Source organism: Paenibacillus sp. G2S3, from assembly GCF_030123105.1.
Lineage (GTDB): Bacteria > Bacillota > Bacilli > Paenibacillales > Paenibacillaceae > Paenibacillus_AQ.
On sequence record NZ_CP126095.1, the window covers coordinates 5,827,609 to 5,849,577 of the forward strand.

Annotated in this window: 21 protein-coding genes; 6 read left to right on the forward strand and 15 right to left on the reverse strand. The window is 43.4% G+C overall.

Features of this window, described 5'->3' with window-relative positions; all coding sequences use genetic code 11:
• Positions 1–243: 243 nt before the first annotated feature.
• A complete protein-coding gene (locus QNH28_RS25705) occupies positions 244–1,047 on the reverse strand; it encodes an alpha/beta fold hydrolase (RefSeq protein ID WP_283909079.1) in 804 nt (267 codons plus the stop codon).
• Between the two features lie 90 nt (positions 1,048–1,137).
• Complete coding sequence (yyaC, locus tag QNH28_RS25710; protein ID WP_283909080.1) at positions 1,138–1,665, reverse strand: spore protease YyaC; 528 nt, start codon at positions 1,663–1,665, stop codon at positions 1,138–1,140.
• Positions 1,666–1,808: 143 nt separating this feature from the next.
• Between yyaC and QNH28_RS25715 the strand changes: the two genes are divergently transcribed.
• Positions 1,809–2,033 (forward strand): DUF1128 domain-containing protein, encoded by a 225-nt coding sequence (locus tag QNH28_RS25715; protein WP_042131036.1) that lies wholly within the window; start codon positions 1,809–1,811, stop codon positions 2,031–2,033.
• Positions 2,034–2,111: 78 nt separating this feature from the next.
• Here QNH28_RS25715 and QNH28_RS25720 read toward each other — a convergent pair whose 3' ends face one another.
• From QNH28_RS25720 to QNH28_RS25735, 4 genes are all read right to left on the reverse strand, one after another.
• Positions 2,112–3,116 (reverse strand): asparaginase, encoded by a 1,005-nt coding sequence (locus QNH28_RS25720; RefSeq protein WP_283909081.1) that lies wholly within the window; start codon positions 3,114–3,116, stop codon positions 2,112–2,114.
• Between the two features lie 365 nt (positions 3,117–3,481).
• Entirely contained in the window at positions 3,482–4,318 is an 837-nt protein-coding gene (locus QNH28_RS25725; protein ID WP_283909082.1) for a sugar ABC transporter permease, read from the reverse strand.
• Positions 4,315–5,622 carry a sugar ABC transporter permease gene (locus QNH28_RS25730; protein ID WP_283909083.1) on the reverse strand — a complete coding sequence of 436 codons (1,308 nt, stop codon included), beginning with the start codon at positions 5,620–5,622 and terminating at the stop codon, positions 4,315–4,317. Before QNH28_RS25730 ends, QNH28_RS25725 begins: the two co-directional genes overlap by 4 nt.
• A 19-nt stretch (positions 5,623–5,641) precedes the next feature.
• Positions 5,642–6,976 carry a sugar ABC transporter substrate-binding protein gene (locus tag QNH28_RS25735; protein WP_283909084.1) on the reverse strand — a complete coding sequence of 445 codons (1,335 nt, stop codon included), beginning with the start codon at positions 6,974–6,976 and terminating at the stop codon, positions 5,642–5,644.
• Positions 6,977–7,432: 456 nt separating this feature from the next.
• On the opposite strand from QNH28_RS25735, the gene QNH28_RS25740 reads away from it, so the two are divergent.
• The 3 genes from QNH28_RS25740 to QNH28_RS25750 all read left to right on the forward strand — a co-directional run bounded on the left by QNH28_RS25740 (position 7,433) and on the right by QNH28_RS25750 (position 10,291).
• A complete protein-coding gene (locus QNH28_RS25740) occupies positions 7,433–9,193 on the forward strand; it encodes a glycoside hydrolase family 13 protein (RefSeq protein ID WP_283909085.1) in 1,761 nt (586 codons plus the stop codon).
• A 106-nt stretch (positions 9,194–9,299) separates the two neighbouring features.
• Entirely contained in the window at positions 9,300–9,809 is a 510-nt protein-coding gene (locus QNH28_RS25745) for a YtxH domain-containing protein (RefSeq protein WP_283909086.1), read from the forward strand.
• Positions 9,810–9,958: 149 nt separating this feature from the next.
• Positions 9,959–10,291 (forward strand): DUF5665 domain-containing protein, encoded by a 333-nt coding sequence (locus QNH28_RS25750; protein ID WP_283909087.1) that lies wholly within the window; start codon positions 9,959–9,961, stop codon positions 10,289–10,291.
• Between the two features lie 212 nt (positions 10,292–10,503).
• Here the strand turns inward: QNH28_RS25750 and QNH28_RS25755 are convergent, their stop codons facing one another.
• From QNH28_RS25755 to QNH28_RS25795, 9 genes are all read right to left on the reverse strand, one after another.
• A complete protein-coding gene (locus QNH28_RS25755) occupies positions 10,504–11,274 on the reverse strand; it encodes a sigma-70 family RNA polymerase sigma factor (RefSeq protein WP_283909088.1) in 771 nt (256 codons plus the stop codon).
• Positions 11,271–11,723 carry an anti-sigma B factor RsbW gene (gene rsbW / locus QNH28_RS25760; RefSeq protein WP_283909089.1) on the reverse strand — a complete coding sequence of 151 codons (453 nt, stop codon included), beginning with the start codon at positions 11,721–11,723 and terminating at the stop codon, positions 11,271–11,273. The genes QNH28_RS25755 and rsbW overlap by 4 nt, the downstream gene beginning before the upstream one ends.
• A gap of 18 nt (positions 11,724–11,741) precedes the next feature.
• Positions 11,742–12,080 (reverse strand): STAS domain-containing protein, encoded by a 339-nt coding sequence (locus QNH28_RS25765; RefSeq protein WP_042131044.1) that lies wholly within the window; start codon positions 12,078–12,080, stop codon positions 11,742–11,744.
• Positions 12,081–12,179: 99 nt separating this feature from the next.
• Positions 12,180–13,850: a response regulator gene (locus tag QNH28_RS25770; protein ID WP_283909090.1), complete on the reverse strand. Its 1,671-nt coding sequence runs from the start codon at positions 13,848–13,850 to the stop codon at positions 12,180–12,182.
• Between the two features lie 21 nt (positions 13,851–13,871).
• Positions 13,872–14,738, reverse strand: coding sequence for a CheR family methyltransferase (locus QNH28_RS25775; RefSeq protein ID WP_051491113.1), 867 nt, complete (start codon positions 14,736–14,738; stop codon positions 13,872–13,874).
• A gap of 79 nt (positions 14,739–14,817) precedes the next feature.
• Positions 14,818–18,486, reverse strand: coding sequence for a response regulator (locus QNH28_RS25780; RefSeq protein ID WP_283909091.1), 3,669 nt, complete (start codon positions 18,484–18,486; stop codon positions 14,818–14,820).
• Entirely contained in the window at positions 18,483–19,655 is a 1,173-nt protein-coding gene (locus QNH28_RS25785) for a SpoIIE family protein phosphatase (protein ID WP_283912268.1), read from the reverse strand. Before QNH28_RS25785 ends, QNH28_RS25780 begins: the two co-directional genes overlap by 4 nt.
• A gap of 232 nt (positions 19,656–19,887) precedes the next feature.
• Positions 19,888–20,412: a hypothetical protein gene (locus tag QNH28_RS25790; protein ID WP_283909092.1), complete on the reverse strand. Its 525-nt coding sequence runs from the start codon at positions 20,410–20,412 to the stop codon at positions 19,888–19,890.
• Positions 20,413–20,472: 60 nt separating this feature from the next.
• A complete protein-coding gene (locus QNH28_RS25795; RefSeq protein WP_481858410.1) occupies positions 20,473–20,979 on the reverse strand; it encodes a DUF948 domain-containing protein in 507 nt (168 codons plus the stop codon).
• A 188-nt stretch (positions 20,980–21,167) separates the two neighbouring features.
• Between QNH28_RS25795 and QNH28_RS25800 the strand changes: the two genes are divergently transcribed.
• Together QNH28_RS25800 and QNH28_RS25805 are read left to right on the forward strand one after the other, a co-directional pair.
• Positions 21,168–21,335, forward strand: coding sequence for a DUF1328 family protein (locus QNH28_RS25800; RefSeq protein WP_042131050.1), 168 nt, complete (start codon positions 21,168–21,170; stop codon positions 21,333–21,335).
• Positions 21,336–21,461: 126 nt separating this feature from the next.
• A complete protein-coding gene (locus QNH28_RS25805) occupies positions 21,462–21,836 on the forward strand; it encodes a hypothetical protein (protein WP_283909094.1) in 375 nt (124 codons plus the stop codon).
• Positions 21,837–21,969 lie beyond the last annotated feature (133 nt).

Below are 21,969 nucleotides of genomic sequence, written 5' to 3' on the forward strand. Positions count from 1 at the left end.
TGTAAAGCTTTTGTATCTAGATATGATATGTGTTCTATTCATTTATCTTAAACCATTGCCCTACGCCATGCCACCAAAGGAATTATAGGAAAAAGAATGTTATGATTAGGAATGACATATATTGGTGTCGTAATTAGTGTTCCATCCATCCGTAAATTTTAATAGTCTCCTAAAAAAGAGGCAGCCCACGCCAGTAACTTTGACGCGGTGCTGCCTCTTTTTGAATTATTATTTCAGCGATCACTAATGGCTGTTAATACTCACCGTAGCTTGGGTGAATTCCTTGATAACCTCAGCTAACCGTTCAGGAGCTTCAAAGAGGCTCATGTGGCCTGCTCCAGAAATCGTAGCTTGCGTTACATTGGGTTTATCTGAAGTAAAGGTGCGTTCCGCAGGAATCAGTCCATCCTGCTCGCCAGCAACAAGTAGTACTGGCAGCGTGGTAGCTGTGATCACATCACGTCGATCTGGACGCTCGCGCATCGCCAGTGCAGCTCCGGCTGCTCCTTGTGGAGGCGTTTTGTAGCCAATTTCTTTTGCTCGCTCCAGCAGCTGCGGTGATGCAGAAGCGGTTGCTTTAGCAAAAATTCCAGGGACGAAGCTGTCCACAAAAGGAGTAATGCCTTCATTTTGAATCCTGCTGACACTTTTTAATCGATTCTCCCGAGCTTCTTCACTATCCGGATATGCAGTGGAATGGATTAATCCGAAGCCCTTCAATCGAGAGGCATACCGCTGCGCGAACGAAAGTGTAATATATCCACCAAGTGAATGTCCCAGCATGGTGCATTCAGAAATTTCAAGTGTATCTAACAAGCCCAGAACATCATCTGCCATTTGTTCAATAGTATAGGGTCCTAGTGGAGCCTCTGAAGCTCCATGACCACGTAAATCGGGAGCAATCACTCGGTAGTCGCTGCTTAAAATGGGAATGACTTGCTCCCAGTAATCAGCACTTCCACAAAAGCCATGCAGTAATACAATAACCTCGCCTTCCCCCTGATCACTGTAGCAAATATTGCTTCCGTCACAACGTACTCTTTCCATGGCTGCTTCCCTCTTTCCAAAATACTAAGATATATTAACTAATATCTATTATTAAGCAAAACAGCTCACCTTGAAACGGGTATCCTATTCTTAACGCCCGATTCCAAACCCTTTTGCTGCGGCGGCTGCGATTTGCTCAGCCATAACCATAACTCTATGTAATGGGGTCGTCTGCAACGTCCGATAAGGCTTTGGACCATTGATATCTACAATTGCCGCCAAACTATAATGCCCCACTGCGGGAAGGCATACCCCCACCGATTGTGCTGGCTGAAGCGGCTCATTCGAAACGAAGTAATATCCAAGAGCTACTGGAGATCCTAGGCAAGCATCCACAGCAATAATGATATGCTCAGATGAAATCTCAGCGACTCTGGCCACCAAATTATCCGCATCGCAAGGAGATGGCAACGTACCGATTACGTGCGGAAAGCCATATTCCAGAAGTTTGCTGCCTGTTAATGGACCCAGAGCATCACCTGTAGAACGATCTGTTCCGATGCACAGAAACGTGACTTTCTCTGCTGAATGCAGCGCAGCAATTTCTTTAAAAAAGGACACCAGTCCTACATCGTCCATTTTACTTCGTTTACCGCTTCCCTGTTCTCTAATTGCCAATACCTTTCCTCCCTTCGATGATATTTTTGATTTCATGCCTTTAATTTAACATGATTTCTGTGGGCCCGACAAAAAAATGGTGATCAAGCTCACAAACATGGTAAAATACATGGATCAGTATACAGAGAGGATGTTAATAACCTATGGATTTAACACAACCTAGTCAGGAAAATGTTGAATATATGATCGAGGCCATCAAGAACAAGCTGAAGATGGCAAGTGCTGCTGCGATGCAAGCCTCTGCTTTTTCAGTAGATAAATATGAAGATATCTTCGATGTCTATGAGGTAGCCATGAGCAGCGACAGACTCAGTATTTCTCAGGTGGAAGCGCTCGTCTCCGAACTCGGTCGTCTACGTCAGAAATAATGGTTCTCCCCTTTACAAAAAGAGCCCCTCGCTACGTATCTGAGATGGATGCGCAGCGAGGGGCTCCTTTTTAAGTTCCTATTTCATGAAATGAAGCTGAAATTCTGTATCCGCATGACCTACCCGTGTACCACCGTCATTGTAGATCACACCTGAAAATGCATTACGCAGCTTTTCCAAAGTATTTTTCTGACTGTATCCAATCTGATTTAAAATCGCCTGTACAATAAGTCCCCACTCTTCTTCAGATCCATCTAAAATCTTGAAGGCAATACCCAGTCGCTCGCGACGCAAACCGAAGCAATATACCCCTTTAAATCCGCCCTTAGCAATAATATTATCATCTTCCAAAAGAATTGAATCGAGTCGTCCAGACCCAGAAACCATCTCTGGATGAGCATTCATGGCCGCAGTGATCGTAGTGACCGCTTTGCGAGTTGCCTCGTCAGCAATTAAATCAGGATTGGCTAATTTCAAATATGCAGTCGCCAAGGCTGTCAAAGGCATGGCAAATACCGGCAGACCACATCCGTCCGTACCTAGGCCAATACTGTCTGGGGCCACACCAGCCATATAAGCAATGGTATCTATTATCTCACGCTGAACCATTTGCTCCGGCTGAGAGTATTCTTCAAGTGGCAGTCCTTTGAGCTTACTATACGATAAAATTCCCATGTGCTTGCCCGCACAGTTATGATAGAACTTTCTTTTGCCCGCGCCGCGAATAGCATTCTCTCTACTCGTATAATCCAGTGGATAGCTAGTGGCACATATCATTTGTTGCTCATCAATGCCAATCTTGGAGGAAATACTCTCTAGCGCGGCAACATGATAGCTCTCTCCTCGGTGAGAAGCAGTCATTAGGGCAACCTCAGCGGGTGTAAAACCATAATGCTCCACGATTCCTCCACGAATGCCTGGGATAGCCTGAAGTGGCTTGGCCGCAGAGCGGGTAAAGGATACAAACTCAGGATCACCTGCATATCCCTTTACGTTCCCGTTTTCTCCTACGATAGCAATATGTCCACTATGGACACATTCCAGCAAATCCGACCGATATTCTCGTACTAATACTGTTTCCATGGTAATTCTCCTCTTTTCTCTTGATGCTATATACCTCAAAAGGATTTATTAGGATTCTACATTTAATAAATGCTAGAAAATAACCCCGTGCTCCGGGGATTTTTTGCACATCACAAACTCCCTTAAGTGTTAGTTCCATGAGGAATTCTACTCCTATTTTCATCATTCTTCAATCCTCTCCACACCAAGAAGATTTTAGAAGCCACACAAAAACAATTCCATCAGCAATAAATTCGGAATGACAGATACATAAATGACGCTATTAAAAATAAAAAACCACTTCCTCCCTCAGATTGTTGCGCTTCTGAAAAGAAAGTGGTTTTTATGGAATTCAGTACTGCTGCAGAGTGAGAGTACAAATCGGACTATCCCTTGCTTGCACCCGCGGTCAGACCGTCCACCAGGAAACGCTGAAGGAAAATGAACAGCAGCGTGACCGGGAGAGCGACCAGCACCGCTCCGGCAGCGAACAATGTGAATTCGGTCGAATTACTTTGATTCACCATCCGGAAAAGCCCGACAGCGAGCGTTCTCGTCTCTTCCGTACGCAATACAAGGTCCGCGAATATGAAATCCACAAAGCAGCCATTAAATATCATAAGACTGGCATAGGTAAGCATCGGTTTGGACAGCGGGATCATTATAGAGAGAAAAACTTTCATATGACTCGCCCCATCCATCCGCGCAGCATCTTCCAGGCTTTTTGGAATAGTATCAAAAAAACCTTTAGCCACAAACACATTCGTAATAATGGCGCCACTACTGTATACGAGAACAAGCGCCCAATGGGAATTCAGTAGCCCAAGTGTGTTCAGTAGCACGTAAACTGCGATCATAGCCATGAATCCCGGAAACATTTGCAGCACTAGGAGCGCGGTCAGTGTCGTTTTTCTACCCTTGAATCGATAACGAGAAATGGCATACGAAGTCAATAGCAACAGAAAGGTGCCAAGTAGCGTAGACAGCGCCGCAACCTTTAGTGTATTCATGAACCAAATCAAATATTTAGTTTGCTCAAACAGTTCCTTGTAATGAATGAACGTGAAATTTTTAGGAATCAACGAGTCGCTGAACAGACTGTTTCCCGTCTTGAATGAAGACATAATAATCCAAAATGCTGGAAAAAGACTAATGAAACTGAGCACAATCAGCAGCAAATGGCTTCCAATCGTTTTAAACGCTTCTGTCAGTTTTGGCTTCATGCAATCATATCCTCCTCTTTGTAGGATCGCGTTCGGCGGTAGCTCCAGATGGAGAAGGTCGCGACCAGCAGGAAGATGACAATCCCGATTACGGAAGCAAAGCTGTACTGCGACTGGTTAAGCGCCAGTTTGTAGAGCCAAGTCACCAGAAGGTCGGTGTGACCCGCGTACTGGTAATTCGGATTGACCGGTTCTCCGTTGGTCATTAGGTAAATGACGTTAAAGCTGTTAATGTTACCGGCAAACTGCATAATCAGGATAGGAGCGGTCGCGAACAGCACCATAGGCAGTGTAACCATGCGAAATTTGTAGAATGCCCCAGCTCCGTCCACTTCAGCAGCTTCGTACATATCCCTTGGAATCGTTGTCAGTACCCCAAAGGCTAGAATCATGGTCACCGGAATTCCGATCCACATATTAGCCAGAATTACGGTCACCTTAGCCCAGAAAGGATTAGTCAGCCAGGCCACCCCCTCCAATCCCAAAGCTCTTACATAACTATTGATCGGTCCGAACTGATTATTGAACATATTGCGCATGACGAGCAGAGAAATCATATTAGGAATAGCGAAGGGAACGATCAGAAGTGTACGCCAAAGCTTTTTCCACCGAACACGGGGCTGGTGAATAAGTACGGCAATGAGCACACCTCCAATGTAAGTCGTCGCAGTAGCAATAATCGCCCAGATCAGTGTCCACGTCAGCACTCCGCCGAAGGTGGAACTCCATACATCCAGACTTAGCATTTTCTTAAAATTACCGAAACCCACCCAGTCTACTAGATGCGCAGGCGGTAAAATCGGGTCGGCATAGTTCGTAAATGCTAAAAGCACTGAAAAAACAAGTGGCAATATCGTCAGAAAAACTACAGCCACAAAAGGAATCGCTAGTACAAGATAGGCGAAATTTCTACGCCCCATATGTCTGAGCGATTCACCGAATGAATGAATGGGCTCATTCCGGTCGCGCGCAGCTCCAACTAGGAAGGCGTCTCTGATGTTCAGTAAATGAAAAGCTGTATAAAAAAGCAGCGCCAGCAATGACATCAGACCATTGATCATCATAAATATGGAGTGATCGCCCTCCACCATTCGGGTTAATTTACCTACCTTGACCATACGGCTTGGGAATTCACCAAGTGTAATCAAGCCCCGCAAATAACCCATTAGATCATGAGCAATAAAATAGATTCCAGCAGACCCCACCAGCAGGAATACTAATCCTTTCAGCCACTGTCGATTGAAGAACTGGCCCAGTCCCGGAATAATAGCCGAGAGTAGCGCTGCGCCTGTTTTTTTGTGCATAGGTCAAATCACCTGTCCTTTACTTCGAATCCAGATCGGCCTGAATCGTTGATACGGTCTTATCGAGCGTCTGCTTAACATCAAGACCCGGGTCGTTCCACAGAGATACAAATGCTGCCTTTAGCGGTTCCCAGACGGATTTGATTTCCGATATGGATGGCATCGGCACAGAGTGTTGGAACTGCTTGAAGAATCCACTTATAATCGGATCATCTTTAATTACCGGCGCTTCTCCAGCTTCAATGCTCGCAGGAATCGCACCCGTCATTTCAAAGTTCTTGAGCTGGTTCTCCTTGTTGCTTGCAAAATGCGCGAACAAGCGGCTAGCGACCGGATATGCAGTATAGGAATTGACATAATACGATTTAACACCGGAAAAAGAAACGCTGTCTTCACCGTCAGGTCCCTTCGGAAGAGGCGCCACTCCAAGGTTGATATGATCCTTGAACATCGCTATGGACCAAGGCCCGTCGATGTTCATCGCCAGCTTGCCTTCCTGAAACAATTGGGTTTTAACGTCATAGGTGATATCTCCTGCATTCAATGGCAGAATTCCTTTTAAGCTCTGGAGAAAGGTAAATCCTTTGACGGTGCCTTCATTATTCAATCCGATATCCTTGATATTTGTATTGTTGTCACCGTAAATGTATCCGCCGAAGCTGCCGATGAATGGATAGCTGTAATACCCGACGAATTCCCACATGATCGCAAATTTGTTCTCTTTCGGCTTATTGTACGTATTGGCAAAAGCGATCACATCCTCCCAAGTTTTTGGAGCTTCGGAAATCAGATCCTTGTTGTAGAACAGCGCATAGGTCTCCACCGATTTAGGATAACCGTACAGGATACCGTCATAAGTCGATGCCTGAATGGCTGTCTCCACCATAGTTGATTTCGTTTCTTCCTCAAACACATCATTTGGCAGAAGCAACCCCGCTTTGACGGCCTGGCCGATCTGGTCATGCGGAAGAGTCAACACATCGGCGGCTAGTTTGGACGGGCCATCTGTTGCCAACCTTGTGCCCTGATCGCCGCCCGCCATTTCCTCAACCTTGACGGGAACGCCGTATTCTTTTTCGAAATCAGCAGCTAACTGCTTCATGTATTCAACCTGCTCCTTGGCCTCCCAAACCGTTAATTCGGCCCCTGACTCCGGTTTCAGCTCCTCCTCGGCGGGATTCGTTTCATTTGTAGTTCCCCCCGGCTCGTTCACTGCGGAATCCGGGCTTGAATTCGGCTGTGCCGTAGAGTTCCCATTGCCTGAACCGCAAGCCGTAACCGTCAATGCCAACAGCAGACTTAGGACTAAACTAAATGATACCGCTTGCATTTTAGACCGTTTACTCTTCTTCATTTGCTCATCTCCCCTTTATTCATAAGTGATCAGACCTAACACGCCTAGAAAAAAAAGAGCATGCAAAAAAGGTACAACCTCATTTGCACAAAGTGCCGAGGTTGTACCTTTTAGGTAACAGTGCCTTTAATTTGTATGCGTGTTACGAAAAATCAAGTTCGTTCGCCCTCATTCTATATTACCCATAATTTGGATTGCAATCAGAATAAAGATCCAAATGGGGCGATTTAATAGCACTTTTCTTATTATTCCTTATATTTCCTCCCATTTTCAATCGCATACTAAATATTCCATATTGTGAATTCATGTGAAATAATCCCTTGCTTTAATCTTGAGGGGTATGATAAGATTCAGACAAAATTTAAAGGCAATGAAACCGCCAAGGGTTCAACCTCTGATAATCATGAGGTTGGCCCTTTTTTGCGTTTATATGCCGCGAAGGGATGGAAATTGATAATGATTCAACCAGAAGCCATTTATCATCGTATGGGGCAAAATTGGTCATATGCCTACGATGAATCTACATTACATATTCGCATAAGAACTAAACGGGATAACGTTTCACAGATTGATCTTTTCTGCGGAGATAAATACGGTTGGGACAAAACCCATGAGGTTATTCCCATGCAGCACATGGCTTCTGACAGCTTATTCGATTATTGGCAGGCTGTGGTCCGTCCTGTTTATCGCAGACTCACTTACTATTTTGCACTTTATGAAGGAGATGAGGTCCTTTATTATTTGGAAAAAGGCTTCTTCTCAGAGCCTCCAGTAATTATATATGAGGGCCTATTCGACTTTCCTTTCTTGAACCGTGAAGATGTACACTCCCCTCCAGCATGGGTGAAGGATGCAGTATTTTATCAAATTTTTCCGGAACGTTTCGCAAATGGTGATCCTACAAATGATCCAGCAGATGTGTTGGAATGGGGTGGTACACCGAGTCCCCGAAATTTCTTCGGAGGAGACTTGCAAGGTGTACTGGATCATTTGGATTATCTCTGTGAATTGGGCATTACCGCCATCTATTTCAATCCTCTGTTCGAGGCAACCACCAATCATAAATATGATATAAAGGATTATTTCTTGGTGGACCCTCATTTGGGGACCAATGCATTGCTAAAAGAACTTGTGGACGCCTGTCATTCCAAAGGTATCCGCGTCATTCTAGACGGTGTCTTTAATCATTGTGGCCATACCTTTCCGCCATTTGTTGATCTACTCACCAATGGACGATCTTCCCGTTATGCCGATTGGTTTCATGTACGTGAGTGGCCACTACAGGTCATCGACGGAATTCCCACCTATGACACATTTGCATTCGAGCCTATCATGCCAAAATTCAACACTGAGAATCCTGAAGTCAAAGAATATCTGCTGAAAGTTGGCCGTTATTGGATGGAGGAAATCGGTGTAGACGGCTGGCGGCTTGATGTCGCGAATGAAGTCTCTCATACGTTCTGGCGACAATTCCGTAATACGATCAAAAGCATTAATCCAGAAGCCTATCTCGTAGGCGAAATCATGCATGATCCCTTGCCGTGGCTACTTGGCGATCAATTTGACGCCGTGATGAATTACCCACTAACCAATATTCAAATTAATTTCTTCGCTCTCGGGCAGATCAGTGCTGCTCAATTCTCTCTATCGATAGCTACTATGCTAGCAAATTATCCGCAGCAAGTTACAGAGGCCACTTTTAATCTATTAGACAGCCATGACACAACTCGTTTTCTGACCCTTTGCGGCGGTGACATCCGAAGATTAAAACTGGCTGTTTTGTTCCAAATGACCTTTCAGGGAGCACCATGTATTTACTATGGCGATGAAATCGGTATGGAAGGTAACTATGACCCGGATAACCGTAAATGTATGGAGTGGGACACCCAGAAACAGAACAGGGAGCTGTTCGAATACTATCGCTGGACAATCGGTCTTCGTAAGTCGCATCCTGCATTCCGTAGTAGTGGGTTTAAATCGCTGGAGATCCCGGACCACCCAAGGCTGCTTCTATATGAACGGTGGGACGAGTTCAACCGTTTCTTAATCGTGCTCAACAATGAAGATGTGTTAGTGGACACCACCATTCCTGTACCTGGGACGAACTCTAAATGGATAAACCTAGAGACACAGAAGCGAACAGAAACCTTCACATCATTACTCCATCTGAATCTGCCCGAATTCGGCTATGCGGTATTCCAAGCCGTTAATAATTAGCCCATAATAAGTGCCTCCCGCAATCTACCCCTTACTCATCAATTGTTTCAGCCTATACGCCAAAGTTTATATACGAAGTAAGATAACTTATAAGGAGTGATTGGTGATGAGTAACGTAGAACATAAAGTAGAGCATGAAGTAGAAAACGGAAGCAACTTTTTTAAAGGCATCTTTATTGGTAGTCTAATCGGTGCAGCAGCTGCCCTGCTATTTGCGCCAAAGCCTGGTCGTGAAATGCGCAGTGATCTGTCCGACAAACTCACGCTTGCTACTGACAAAACCAAAGAAGTAGCGGGTGTCGTGACTGACAAAACTAAAGCCATTGCCACAACGGTAGGTGAAAAAGCAACCGATCTTGCCAGTACGGTTTCAGTTAAAGCCTCTGATATCTATACTACTGTCAGTGACAGCAAGCAGCAAATTGCCGCTACCCTTCAAGACGCAGGCAGCAAAATTGGTGACACTGTAAGTGAAGCCTCAAATAATGTAGCCTCTGATGTTAAAGACGCTTCCAAAGAAGTGGCTGACGAAGCTAAAGCATCCTCTAAAGAAGTCGCCGATAAGGCTAAAGATGCGAAAGAGGATGTAAAGTCCTCCTATAAATCAAGTTACTAATCTGCGGTATTACACAGCTATGAATTCATCAAACAACAGCCAGCTGTCCGCAGCTGGCTGTTGTTTAGTTATACCTTTAATAACGTTTCAGTGGACTCAACTGATACTTAAAGAATGCCCATTTGGGCTACAGAAAGCAGGGATGTTGCATGGGTGAACCAAACAGCCAAACAAAAGCGTATGAAATTGATGAACATCCTTTCGAGCTACGACATGAAGTAAAACGCTTAAACAGTCGCCTCGATAAGATTGCTGAATCACTGGAAAAATCAGAATTCAAAGACATTCTCGATAACTACTCAGATCCCAAAAAAAGAATTATCACAAACTTAATGGCTGGGATATCCCGCGGTCTTGGACTGTCTCTCGGAACGTTTGTAGTCCTTGGTATACTAGGCTACATTCTTAGTCTGTTCCTGAATGTTCCGGTTATCGGAGAGTACCTTGGCGAAATCAAAAAATATATCGATGCTAGTAGCTAACAGCTGGACTATCTATCCCCTCATCTATCAACCACTTCCCCTTACCCCGCTGGTCCGTCTAATCCTCAAGGTTAGCCGGACCAGCGGGGTAAGAGCTTTGTAGAAGAACACAAATAAAGGACATGCTATTCTCCAGGCACGGAGAGAGGCATGTCCTTATCGTCGAAAAGTAGAATTTAAATCAAAGTAATGTATATTACACATAAAGGAGCTCAATAGGAAGAGTTGGCCATAATCTGCTTTAACTTCTCGGTGGCCCGCTTCTGTATCCGTGAAACACTCATCTGTGAAACGCCCAGCTTCTGAGCGATCGCCCGCTGGGATTGACCATCTTGGAAGGCTAGCAGCAATACTTGCTGCTCCTGCTCCTTTAATTGGCCTAGTGCTTGCTGCAGATCCATACGTTTCTCAACGGTTTCGTAATCGTTCGCTTCAGAGCTGATTAGCTCTCCAAGGGTAGCACCCGTCTCCTCTTGTGAAAGTGGCGAGTCTAGAGATACGTAATGGTAACATTCTCTCCCAGCCAGTACTTCTACAGTTTCTTCCACAGACAGATCAAGATAATGAGCAATCTCATCAACAGCAGGAGAACGTTCCAGCTTAACTGTTAGTTCATCAATCGCGTGTTGAACAAGTGCTCCCTTTTCTTTAATCCGTCTAGGAACCTGTATGTACCAAGACTTATCACGCAAATAATTCTTCATATGTCCAATCATACTTTTCATCGCGTAGGGCTCAAAAGGGATTCCGAGACTGATATCATATTGCTGTAGTAACCGGATAAGCGCCATTTGCCCGACCTGATATAAATCCTCATACAAGTCGGGACGATTGCGAGAAATTTTTCCAGCAGCCATCTTTACCATAGGCTCATATTTCTGAATCAGCAGAGTGGCGCGGTCGTTATCCTTGGTCTGCTGATACTCCCAGATTTGGGTGACTGCTTCATTCATGGACTCGGGGGGAGTCACGTTTTCGTTCATACTTTCTCCTCGCTAAAATTAAGGTGCTTCTTCAAAGTTACAACCGTCCCTTTTCCGGCTTCACTTACGACGCTTACGTCATCCATCAACGCTTGCATCAAGTAGAACCCTAACCCGCCAACCTGAACGTCACTTAATTCCTTATCGTGTAGTGTCATACGCTCACTAGACTGGTCCAAACCGTCAAAGCTCTCCCCCTCGTCTTTGACTGTTATGGATAGGGCACTTTCTCCTACCTCAAAAATGACATCTACCAATCCGTTTTTTTGACCGTAAGCATACAATACTGAATTGTTACAGGCTTCTGACACAGCCACTTTCATGTCTTCGATATCCTCATAGGTGAAACCCATTTTCGAGGCAATGCCGTATAAATTCAACCTAACAATATCCACATACTCTGCGCTAGCAGGCAGCTGAAGAATTACTTTTTGCACATCATCACTCATTCTTTGTTCTATCCTTTCCTAGTGGGAATTCTCTTGGGAGGCAAAAAACTTGGAAATACCAGTCATGTCAAACAGCTTTTGAATTTGTGGAGGAACATCCTCAACCATAAACTTAACGTCCATTCCTTGTCTTGACTTCAGAATCGAAAGTAGAATACCAATCCCTGTGCTATCAATGTATTTTAATTCTTTTAGATTAATAACTAAATCTAGTTTGGTATCTCCAACAAGTGGCTCCATCACTAGGCGGAAATCGGAAGCAACTGATAAATCAAGTTCACCGCTCAGGAAAACAGTGCATACATTCCCTTTGGTTTCTGTCTTAGCATGGAACTTGTTACTTTTATGCGTATTCATTAGACGATCTCTCCTGAACAAATATTTTCTATATTAATAACCTTAATAACATACCTTTGAATCAAATAACGTAAAAAAAACTGATTAGTAAATACTGGATTAAGCCTGGAAAATAGATATATCAGGTTCAACTATTATATTGTCGTTGCTAGAATACCGAGAAATAATTTGTTTTATACTACTCATCTTCAGCGGTTTGCTGATGTAATCATCCATTCCTGAGGCTTTACAGCGATTCTGAATCCCTTCCATGACATTCGCCGTCATTGCAATGATAACGGTCTTCTTAGCAGCTGGACCACCCTCTCGACGAATTTGAGCAGTCGCCTCCAAGCCATCCATCACTGGCATTTGCAGGTCCATAAAAATAAAATCATAAGGATTGTTAATCGCCATTTGCACAGCCTGTTGACCATCTTCAGCCATATCTGCCGCATAGCCCAGCTTATCTAGCATGCTGACCATTAGACGCTGATTAATCGGATGGTCATCTACAACAAGGATTCTATTTCTCCCCTCTTGATTAGGAACAGGTTGTGTGAATTCCTCTTCTTGATATCCGCCTATCAGGTCTTCTCCTGGCATGGACGCTTGAATCGTAAAGATAAAGGTGGCTCCTTTTTCCTCCATCGATTCTACCCGAATTTCTCCGCCCATCATTCCGACAAGAGATTTACATATAGCTAGTCCCAGACCTGTTCCCCCATATTTCCGTGTCATAGAAGAATCAAGCTGCGAGAAGGGCTCAAATAATCGGTCACATTTCTCTGGAGAAATACCAATCCCCGTATCCATAATGGTAAATTCAACTTCCATCTTATGATCAGCAACGCTCTTAATCGAGGCGACTAAATAAACCCCACCTTGATTTGTGAATTTAACGGCATTAGCGATCAAATTAATTAAAACTTGGCGTAAACGAGCCATATCCCCATATAAAAGCCGAGGCAATTTCTGATCAATAAAATAAGCGAGCTCCAGGTTCTTCTTTCCTGCTTCTATCGAAAAGAGGCTGAACACCTCTTGAATACAATTTCGAAGTTCAAATAAGTGCTCTTCGACTTCCATTTTTCCGGATTCCATTTTTGTGAAATCAAGAATGTCGTTAATAACCGTAATCAACGTGTCCGCACTTTTCCGAATGATCTCCGAATATTCCTTTTGCTCTGAAGTAAGATCCGTCTCCATTAATAGATCAATCATGCCAACTACGCCGTTCATAGGTGTACGAATCTCATGACTCATCATAGCTAGAAATTCCGACTTTGCTTTTGAGGCAATCTCAGCCTCTTCTTTTGCCTTGATCAGCTCGCTATTAATGATTTCCAGTTCTTTCGTCTTTTGCTGCAGCAGCATGGTTTGAGTCTGATGCTTCTTACTCGTGATGTACATTTCGACAAAGCCTTGTATCTTAGAGTTCAATATTTGTGGAATGAAAGGCTTGACCATATAATCAATAGCCCCTGCCGAATAACCCGCGAATAAATGCTCCGCTTCCTTGCTGTTCGCAGAGATAAAAATGATGGGGATATCCTTTGTTTTTTCTCTGGCTTTGATCAATTTTGCGGTTTCGATCCCATCCATACCTGGCATCTGTACGTCCAGTACGATGACAGCAAAATCATACCTTAACAAACACCGCAGTGCCTCTTCACCGGAGGTGGCTTTGACTAGCTCGTAATGCTGGCTCTCAAGTACCGCCTCCAGCGCCAGCAGGTTTTCAGGACGGTCGTCGACTAGTAGTATATGAATTGGTTCTTGAAACCCCATAGGACCACCCTCCTTCATGCGTTATTTTATGTTACGGTATATTTTTTCTACTCTATCTAAAGATTCATAACAATCACTGTACTTCGTAAAGTGTATGGATTCTTTAGAACCGAGAACAAGTATCCCAAAACGACTTAAACTTTCATGAAACAAGCCGTGAACATGATCACGAAGCTCATCATTGAAATAGATCATTACATTTCGGCAGAAAATCACATTAAATTCATTAAAAGAAGTATCAGTAGCTAAGTTATGCTCAGCAAAAATGATATTTTTGCGTAAATAAGGCTGCAGAATAACCGAGTTATACTTCGCAGTATAGTATTCGGAGAATGCCCGAGTACCTCCTGCCTCCAAATAATTCTTAGTATACTGCTTCATTCTGCTAATATCATAAACGCCTTCCTTAGCCTGTTGTAAAGAACGCTCATTCATATCTGTGGCGTAAATTCGAGCCTTATCATAAAGCCCTTCTTCGTGTAGCAGGATGGCCATAGAATATACTTCTTCCCCAGTGGAGCATCCGGCATGCCAGATACGAATATAGGGATAAGTTCTTAACAAAGGAACTACCTTCTGGCGAAAAGTTAGAAATAATCCTGGATCCCTGAACATTTCAGTAACAGGAATAGAGAGACTGTAGACAAACCGTTCAAAACAGGCGCGATCATGCAGCACCTTTTCTTGCAGCGCGGATATGCTGTGTACATTCTCCGCATGCACATGATGCCAGATGCGTCGTTTCAAAGAAGGCAACGCGTAATTCCGGAAATCATAGCCATATAAACGGTGTACTCCATCAAGGAGCAGCTCAATCTCAATTTGCTCCAACTCGTCACTTCCTACCATAACGGGCTGCTCCTCGTATCCGTGTTCTATTGCTTTCATTGTTATCCCGACTCCCTTATCAACACACCCTAATTCTAGTCATGTTAGTTCTTAAAAAAGTATTACCCCAAATTTGAGTTTACGAATACAACCAGACACGCATTAAAGAAAGAAGTTGACCTGTTGCGATCGGTTTCTTCATATAATCAGAAGCTCCCGCTTCAATACATTTGGCACGGTCCTCTTTCATTGCCTTGGCGGTAAGCGCAATAATAGGCAGTTTCTGATATTGCGGCATTTCACGGATTCGACGCATAGCCTCATATCCGTCCATCTCCGGCATCATCATATCCATAAGCACAAGATCAAAATCCTCTTGCTCTACCAGCATTTCCAGCGCTTCACGTCCATTCTCCGCAAACTTCACTTCCATGTGGTATTCTTCCAGTACACTGGAGAGTGCAAAAACATTGCGAATATCATCATCGACAAGCAATATCTTCTTTCCTTCAAATAATTCTTCTTTATTATGCAGCTTCTGCAATATTTTACGTTTATCTTCCGGAAGGTTGGCTTCTACCCGGTGCAAGAATAACGTAGTCTCATCCAATAATCGTTCCGGAGAACGAACATCCTTAATGATGATGGATTCAGCATATTTGCGGAGCTGTGTCTCTTCTTTGCTATCTAAATCCTTGCCTGTATAAATAATAATAGGAAGATCATTTAGTTCTTCATCATCGCGAATCTGATCCAGTAGTTCAAAGCCGTTCATATCCTCAAGCATAAGGTCCAGAACCATACAATCATATCTTTGCTTTCTCAGCTCCATTAGGGCCTCGCTACCCGTTGAAACTGCGGTGATAGCAACATCATCGTGACCGATCAATTCCATGATGGAACGACGCTGGATCTCATCATCTTCTACAATCAGAAGGTACTTCACTGTGCTGGACGTATAATTCTCAATTTGTGAGAAAGCACGTTCGAGCGCTTCTCTTGAGGATGGTTTTCTTAGATAAGCCATAGCTCCCATCATCAGTCCCTGCTTCACCTCATCGTTCACAGAGATCACATGAACAGGAATATGACGGGTCTGAGAGGCGCTTTTCAGCTCACGAAGAATGGTCCAGCCATCCATTACAGGCAGTTGAATATCAAGAATGATCGCATCTGGCAAATAAGTCTTCGCCATCTGTAAACCAATATCACCTTGGAGCGCTACTAGACCTTTAAATCTGCGGCCACGAGCCATATCTAGCAATATTTTCGCGAAGCTCTCATCATCTTCAATAATAAGCAAGACTTTGTCATTAGCCGTCAGATTGTCACGGTCGTCCTCTACTGTCAGTTGTGGAAGAGGTGCATTAACCGCAGCTGGCACTAAGGTTGGAAGCATATCTCCAATATATTCATTAAACGTTGATTCTTCTTTGGTTACAGCAGCTTCTATTGCTGCAGGCTGTTTAATGTAATTCGCCTTCACCGGCAAATACAAAGTAAAGGTGCTGCCTTGTCCCTCACGGGATTCTAGTACAATAGCTCCACCCATTATACGAACCAATTCACGGCTGATCGACAATCCCAGACCTGTGCCCCCATATTTACGACTGGTTGTCCCGTCCACTTGTTGGAAGGCTTCAAATACAATATCTGTTTTGTCAGCCGGGATACCAATTCCACTGTCCTTCACAGCGATAGCAATATACTCTTTATCACTTGGCAAGTTTAGTGGCAATAGATTGTTGTCTGCTGGGCTAACTGAAAATTCAATAAAACCTTCGGTTGTAAACTTAAAGGCATTCGAGAGCAGATTTCTTAAGACCTGCTTCAAGCGATGACCATCGGCAATTAAGCTATCGGGCAACGGCTCGTTAAAGGTAATCCGTAAGGAGAGTCCTTTTTTGAGCGCCTGCGGAGCAAAGTTCTGCTTCACAAAGCTCTTCAGCTCAGTCAGTTTAATTTCTTCATGATTCAGCTCCATTTTTCCTGCATCAACCTTGGAAAGATCAAGAATTTCATCAATCATCTTAAGCAGGTCTGCCCCTGACATGTAAATCGTATGTGCAAATTCAACCTGCTTCTCTGTTAAATTACCATCCTTATTCTCTGTAAGCAGTTGAGACAAGATCAAAAGACTGTTGAGCGGAGTCCGTAATTCATGGGACATGTTCGCCATAAATTCGGATTTATATTTACTAGTCACAGATAATTGCATCGCTTGTTTCTCTAACCGAACCTTGGCATGCTCGATCTCATCCTTCTTCTCCTCGACCTCCTGCACTTGTTCCTCTAAAGCACGAGTCTTAGCAATAAGTTCCGTATTATAATGCTCCAGCTCTTCCTGCTGACGCTGAAGCAGTTCTTCCGACCGTTTAAGCGCATCCGTCTGCTCCTCCAAATTCTCATTGGAACGACGTAATTCCTCTTGCTGAGTCTGTAATTCCTCTGACTGACACTGTAATTCTTCCGTAAGAGCTTGTGAATCACGCAACAATTTCTCCACGATCATACGACGGCTAATATTATTGAAAATAATGCTTAAATTATTAGCGAGTTGTTGCAGCAAATCATTTTTCAAACTGCTAAATGGTTGGAAAGAAGCGAATTCTACCACGCCGAGCAGTTCATCTTCAAAAATGAGCGGATGAATAGAAATATATCCAGGTTGTGCATCCACGAATCCGGACTTAACGGATAAATAGTCTTCAGGAGCCTGCTCCAGTCGGATCGGGTGCATATCGAGCGCACTTTGTCCTACGAGTCCTTCTCCAATCACAAACCCATCCTTAGGTTTCTTATCATTATCTACTGCATAATAACCGCTACTTCGTAAAAAATCGGGACGATCAGCATCTTTTAAATATACAGCACCGAACTGGGCTCCCAGCACAGGGGTAAACTCGTTGATAAAGGTCTGTGAGACCTGATCCAAGGAGCTAACACCTCGCAATAGTTCCGTCACCCGGGCAATATTTGCATTCAACCAAGATTGGTCATTCTGCGCTTGCGCATAGGCCTGTTCCATCTGCTGTTTCTGTTCAAGATCTAAAGCCATTTTCTTAAAGACGAGGGCAACCTCACCAATTTCATCTTTAGTAGTAACCTTTATACGCCTTATGGCTCGCACTTTACCGTTGCCAAAGCTGCTAATCATCATCGAAACGACATTAAGCCCACGTGTGATGCTCGGGATGATCCATAGAACAACGCCAAGTCCAAGAAGCAGGCCTATAATCATCATTAGGACTACCATCTGAGTCGAACTCTTATAAGCTTCGTTGGCCTTCGTACTTTCTTCGTTCATAATAAAAGCATTATAATCAGAGAGATTGTTCAGAGCGGTTAACACGGCATTCTGAATCTCTTGTCCCTCAGTGTTGGAATATGTGCTAGCATTCTGAAAATAACCAGCCGATAGCAGCTTCAATACCTTTTCCTGATAATTCAAATAGGTCGTATACGCCTCATCTATTTGACCAACCATTTGCATTTCTTCAGCGCTGGTCATCGATGCTTTTATCTTCTCATAATGCTCATTTGCTTTAGCAATCTTTTTATCAATCTCATTCTTTTGAGATTCTACCGATGATGCATCTGCACTTAACATGGTAGTGGTTAATATTCGCGCCATGTCATTAACTTCTCCACGCATCCCCGAAGAAGAACGCCCCTTCATATATCTATCCTGATACCCCTCCAGTTGGTTATTCATATAATTTAAGCGGTCGTATCCTATCATCGTAAGTGCAAGCATAATCGCTAACAAAGCACTGAAGCCAATTAAGAGTTTAGCCTTTATCTTCATTCTCTATCTGTTCCCTTCTTCAGTGAGATCCACACTATACATTTATCATCATCACGTTCTTTAGGAACCTCAACATTGAAAAAGGCGGCTCGAATCGCTTCTTCGTTCCACTCATGTTCAACATTTAAATGTTGAATCATAAATTTCAGCTGCTCCTCTTGTTCGCCCTCAACCAGTTCCAGTAAACCATCTGTATAAAGAACTAGATGCCCTTCATCTTCGTAGGTTAAGCTCTGTGGCTGAATATCAATACGTTCAAACAGACCCACAGGGTGACAGTTACTTTCCAGCAAGACCGGAGTATTAGCTTTGCCCTCAAAAAACAGTGCAGGCGGATGTCCTGCGTTAACATAGTCAATACGCTTCATACGGGTATCTATCACAAGATAAATGGTCGTAAAGTAGTATTGGATCAACTTCTTCTCAATATAGAGCTGGTTAAACCTTCGATTGAGCTCCTGAATTACCTTTTCCGGCTCTACATACGTAGTTACCGTGTCCTTTAACACAGAAGCAAGAAACATACAAAAAAGAGATGACGATATCCCGTGTCCCATAATGTCCAGCAGGATCACGCCATATCGCCCATCACCAAGGGGGTACCACGCGTATAAATCACCGGCGAGCTCAGAGGATGGCTGATAGATGGCATTGACCTCAAAATTCTCATCCTGAAGCGGCAGGCTCAACACAGCATTCTGAACAAGTGCTGCCAGTCTCAATTCCTCCTGAATTCGCTGATCTCGTTCCTTATGCCAATCTTTCTCGCGCTTCAACCGCAGCGCGAGCCGAATTCGGGCCATCAGCTCCACTTTGTTAATAGGTTTCGTAACATAATCTACTGCACCTGCATCCAGTGCTTCTGCCAGCTTCTTGGAATCACCAACAGCTGTAACCATTATTATTGGAATATCCTTAAGATGTTCGTATTGTTGTACAACACGACATGCCTCGATTCCATCCATTTCCGGCATCATCATATCCAGTAAAATCAGATCGATATCTGACATCCAAGGACGTCCATCTTCATTCACAGAACCGATTCCCAGCCGCGCAAGCATCTCTTTTGCAGAGGACGCGGTTACGAAATTTCGGTAATCTTCTTTTTTCAGGATTTCACGGATAATGATAACATTAGTCGGATTGTCATCTACGATTAAGATTCTCATCATCTTCACCTCACGAATAGTATTTCGACCGTAAAATTCTGCGACTCATTACCTATATCATACGCTATTTAAATCTATTTTTTCTATTTATATAATATGTAAATATAGTAATAGGTTCATTTACGTCTTCAGCAAAGTAACCTCCCGAACCACTACACCTAGTGGTTCGGGAGGTTACTCTATGGTAAGACAGCCCCTACTTATTAACCTAAATAATCAAAAGTGAATCACATTAAGATGAAATGCTATCAAATAAATCAATTCCTTCAAATTCACCATCCAAATTCCGATATATTTTGAGCGCATTATTTCCTCTCATATATACGTCACCATCTTCAGCTATAAAGTACGGCTTACCCAAGGAAGATTGTACATTATCCTTCAAGGGATCAATTTCAACTCCATTCACTTGTAGACCGAACTGCTGTGCTTGAGAAGGTGAGACATTCACATATAGTACAAATCCCTCGCCAACACCCACTGTCACATCTGCGTATTGGTACTCCTCTGTCCCTAGCAATGGATCATTTGTTACCGTAAGCGGATTGCCCTTGGTCAGAAGCAGTTCTTCCTTTGTGGCATATAAAGCAACTCCTTGCAGCGAATCAAACCGATTGATAAAAGGGCTGGTTACTGAAGTATGCTCAAAGGCCAGAACAGACTTAGGCTGTTCAATAAAATTTGAGATAGGCGCCATCTGTGGAGACGCATCAAAGTATGTGGTAAGAAGACTAAACAAAAGTATGATCATGTTCATGTTGTTGTCCCACCTTTCTTATCTGCAGCCGCCATTTACAGAAGCCTTGCTGCCTTAACTTTAATGACGGAATTTTTTCCAAAGAGTTGCAGCTACATCTACACTTTTTAACACAGTAGCTATTTTCCCCGGTGCTTTCTCGTTATTAACAGCATCATAGGAGTTAATCGTACGTTCCTCGGCTGGAGTCAGTGGAGCTTCTTTAATAGATACTCCCTTACGTTTCTCCCTAAGTTCATGCGATTTACGATATCTCTCAATCACAGTTACTGATACTTGCTTGACGGTTAAGGTTAACTCATTCATAACATCCCCCAAATTCTTCACAGAATCTATAACGGGATCAATCTTTTGGACCTTGTTCTGTACATCAGCGGTAATTTCATTTGCATGTCTGACTGTAGTTTTCACTTCATAAGTAAGCTCATCCATCGTCTTCTGCACTTCCACCAAAGTCTGGCTTACTTTGTCGAGAGATTCCTTCGCTGACTGCAAAGTCTTAATTAGAAAGAAAACAAGTATTGCGAATGCGATAGCAACGAGAGCTACACTGAGTTCAATGATCATATTCATAACCCCTTCCAAATCTCATAAATAGTGGCTAATCAGCCTTGTATACTGCATAGTTACCCCTACTACCATAGACCGAAACAATCTGTCGAGCGTTGTCAAAACTCTCTGCTCCCCTTTGTTTCAGAATCAAAGTCCCCGTTTATACAATGACTACAAATCAAAAAAAGGATAGGTGATATGTAATGTTAAAATGGTCCGCAATTCTACTAGTTGTAGCTGTAATCGCTGGAATCTTTGGTTTCTTCAATCTTGTAGCAGCCGCTGCAGGTCTTGCAAAGATACTATTCTTCGTCTTCTTAGTTCTGTTTGTTGTTTCCCTCTTCACGGGACGCAGAGGTAGATCGATGTAGCCTCCTCCCATATCTATCCATATATCTTATTCATCATGCAGAAAGTATAGGTCATTCCCACACAGATGTCACTTGAGAAAATAAGAAAATGTTATGAAGTTAGATCATACTAAGGAGGAACTAAACATGAAAAAACTTGCCAGCCTTACAGTAGCCTTGGGACTTATGGCTTCCCTTGCAGCTACAGCATCAGCCGCAGAGGTAACTGGGACAACTACAGATTCTACGACCGTATCTGGAAGCACTTACACTAATTCCTTCGAAACAATCATTACACCAACGGACATTGTTCCAGCCACACCACAAATTGTTCTTACTGAAAAAACAGCTTTCCATTTTTCAGTTGGCAGTATGATTCCTGCAGGCTGGCTTAGCGCTCAAACGCTTGACACCACAGGTGAAGTGATTACGGATACTTGGGGCAATGAATGGAGAGAAATATACACTTGGCTCGGAAAAGCGTGGGTAAAGGTTCCTGCCGCTGCCAATGTAATTATGTAATTAGTACAGAAAAGATGACAACAAGCATAAACGCCTTCGGCATCCCTATAAGGACGGCAAGTGTTTAAGCGAGAAATATAAGGATAATTTATAGCACGGAACATATAAATTCTTATATTTACAAAAAGCTACC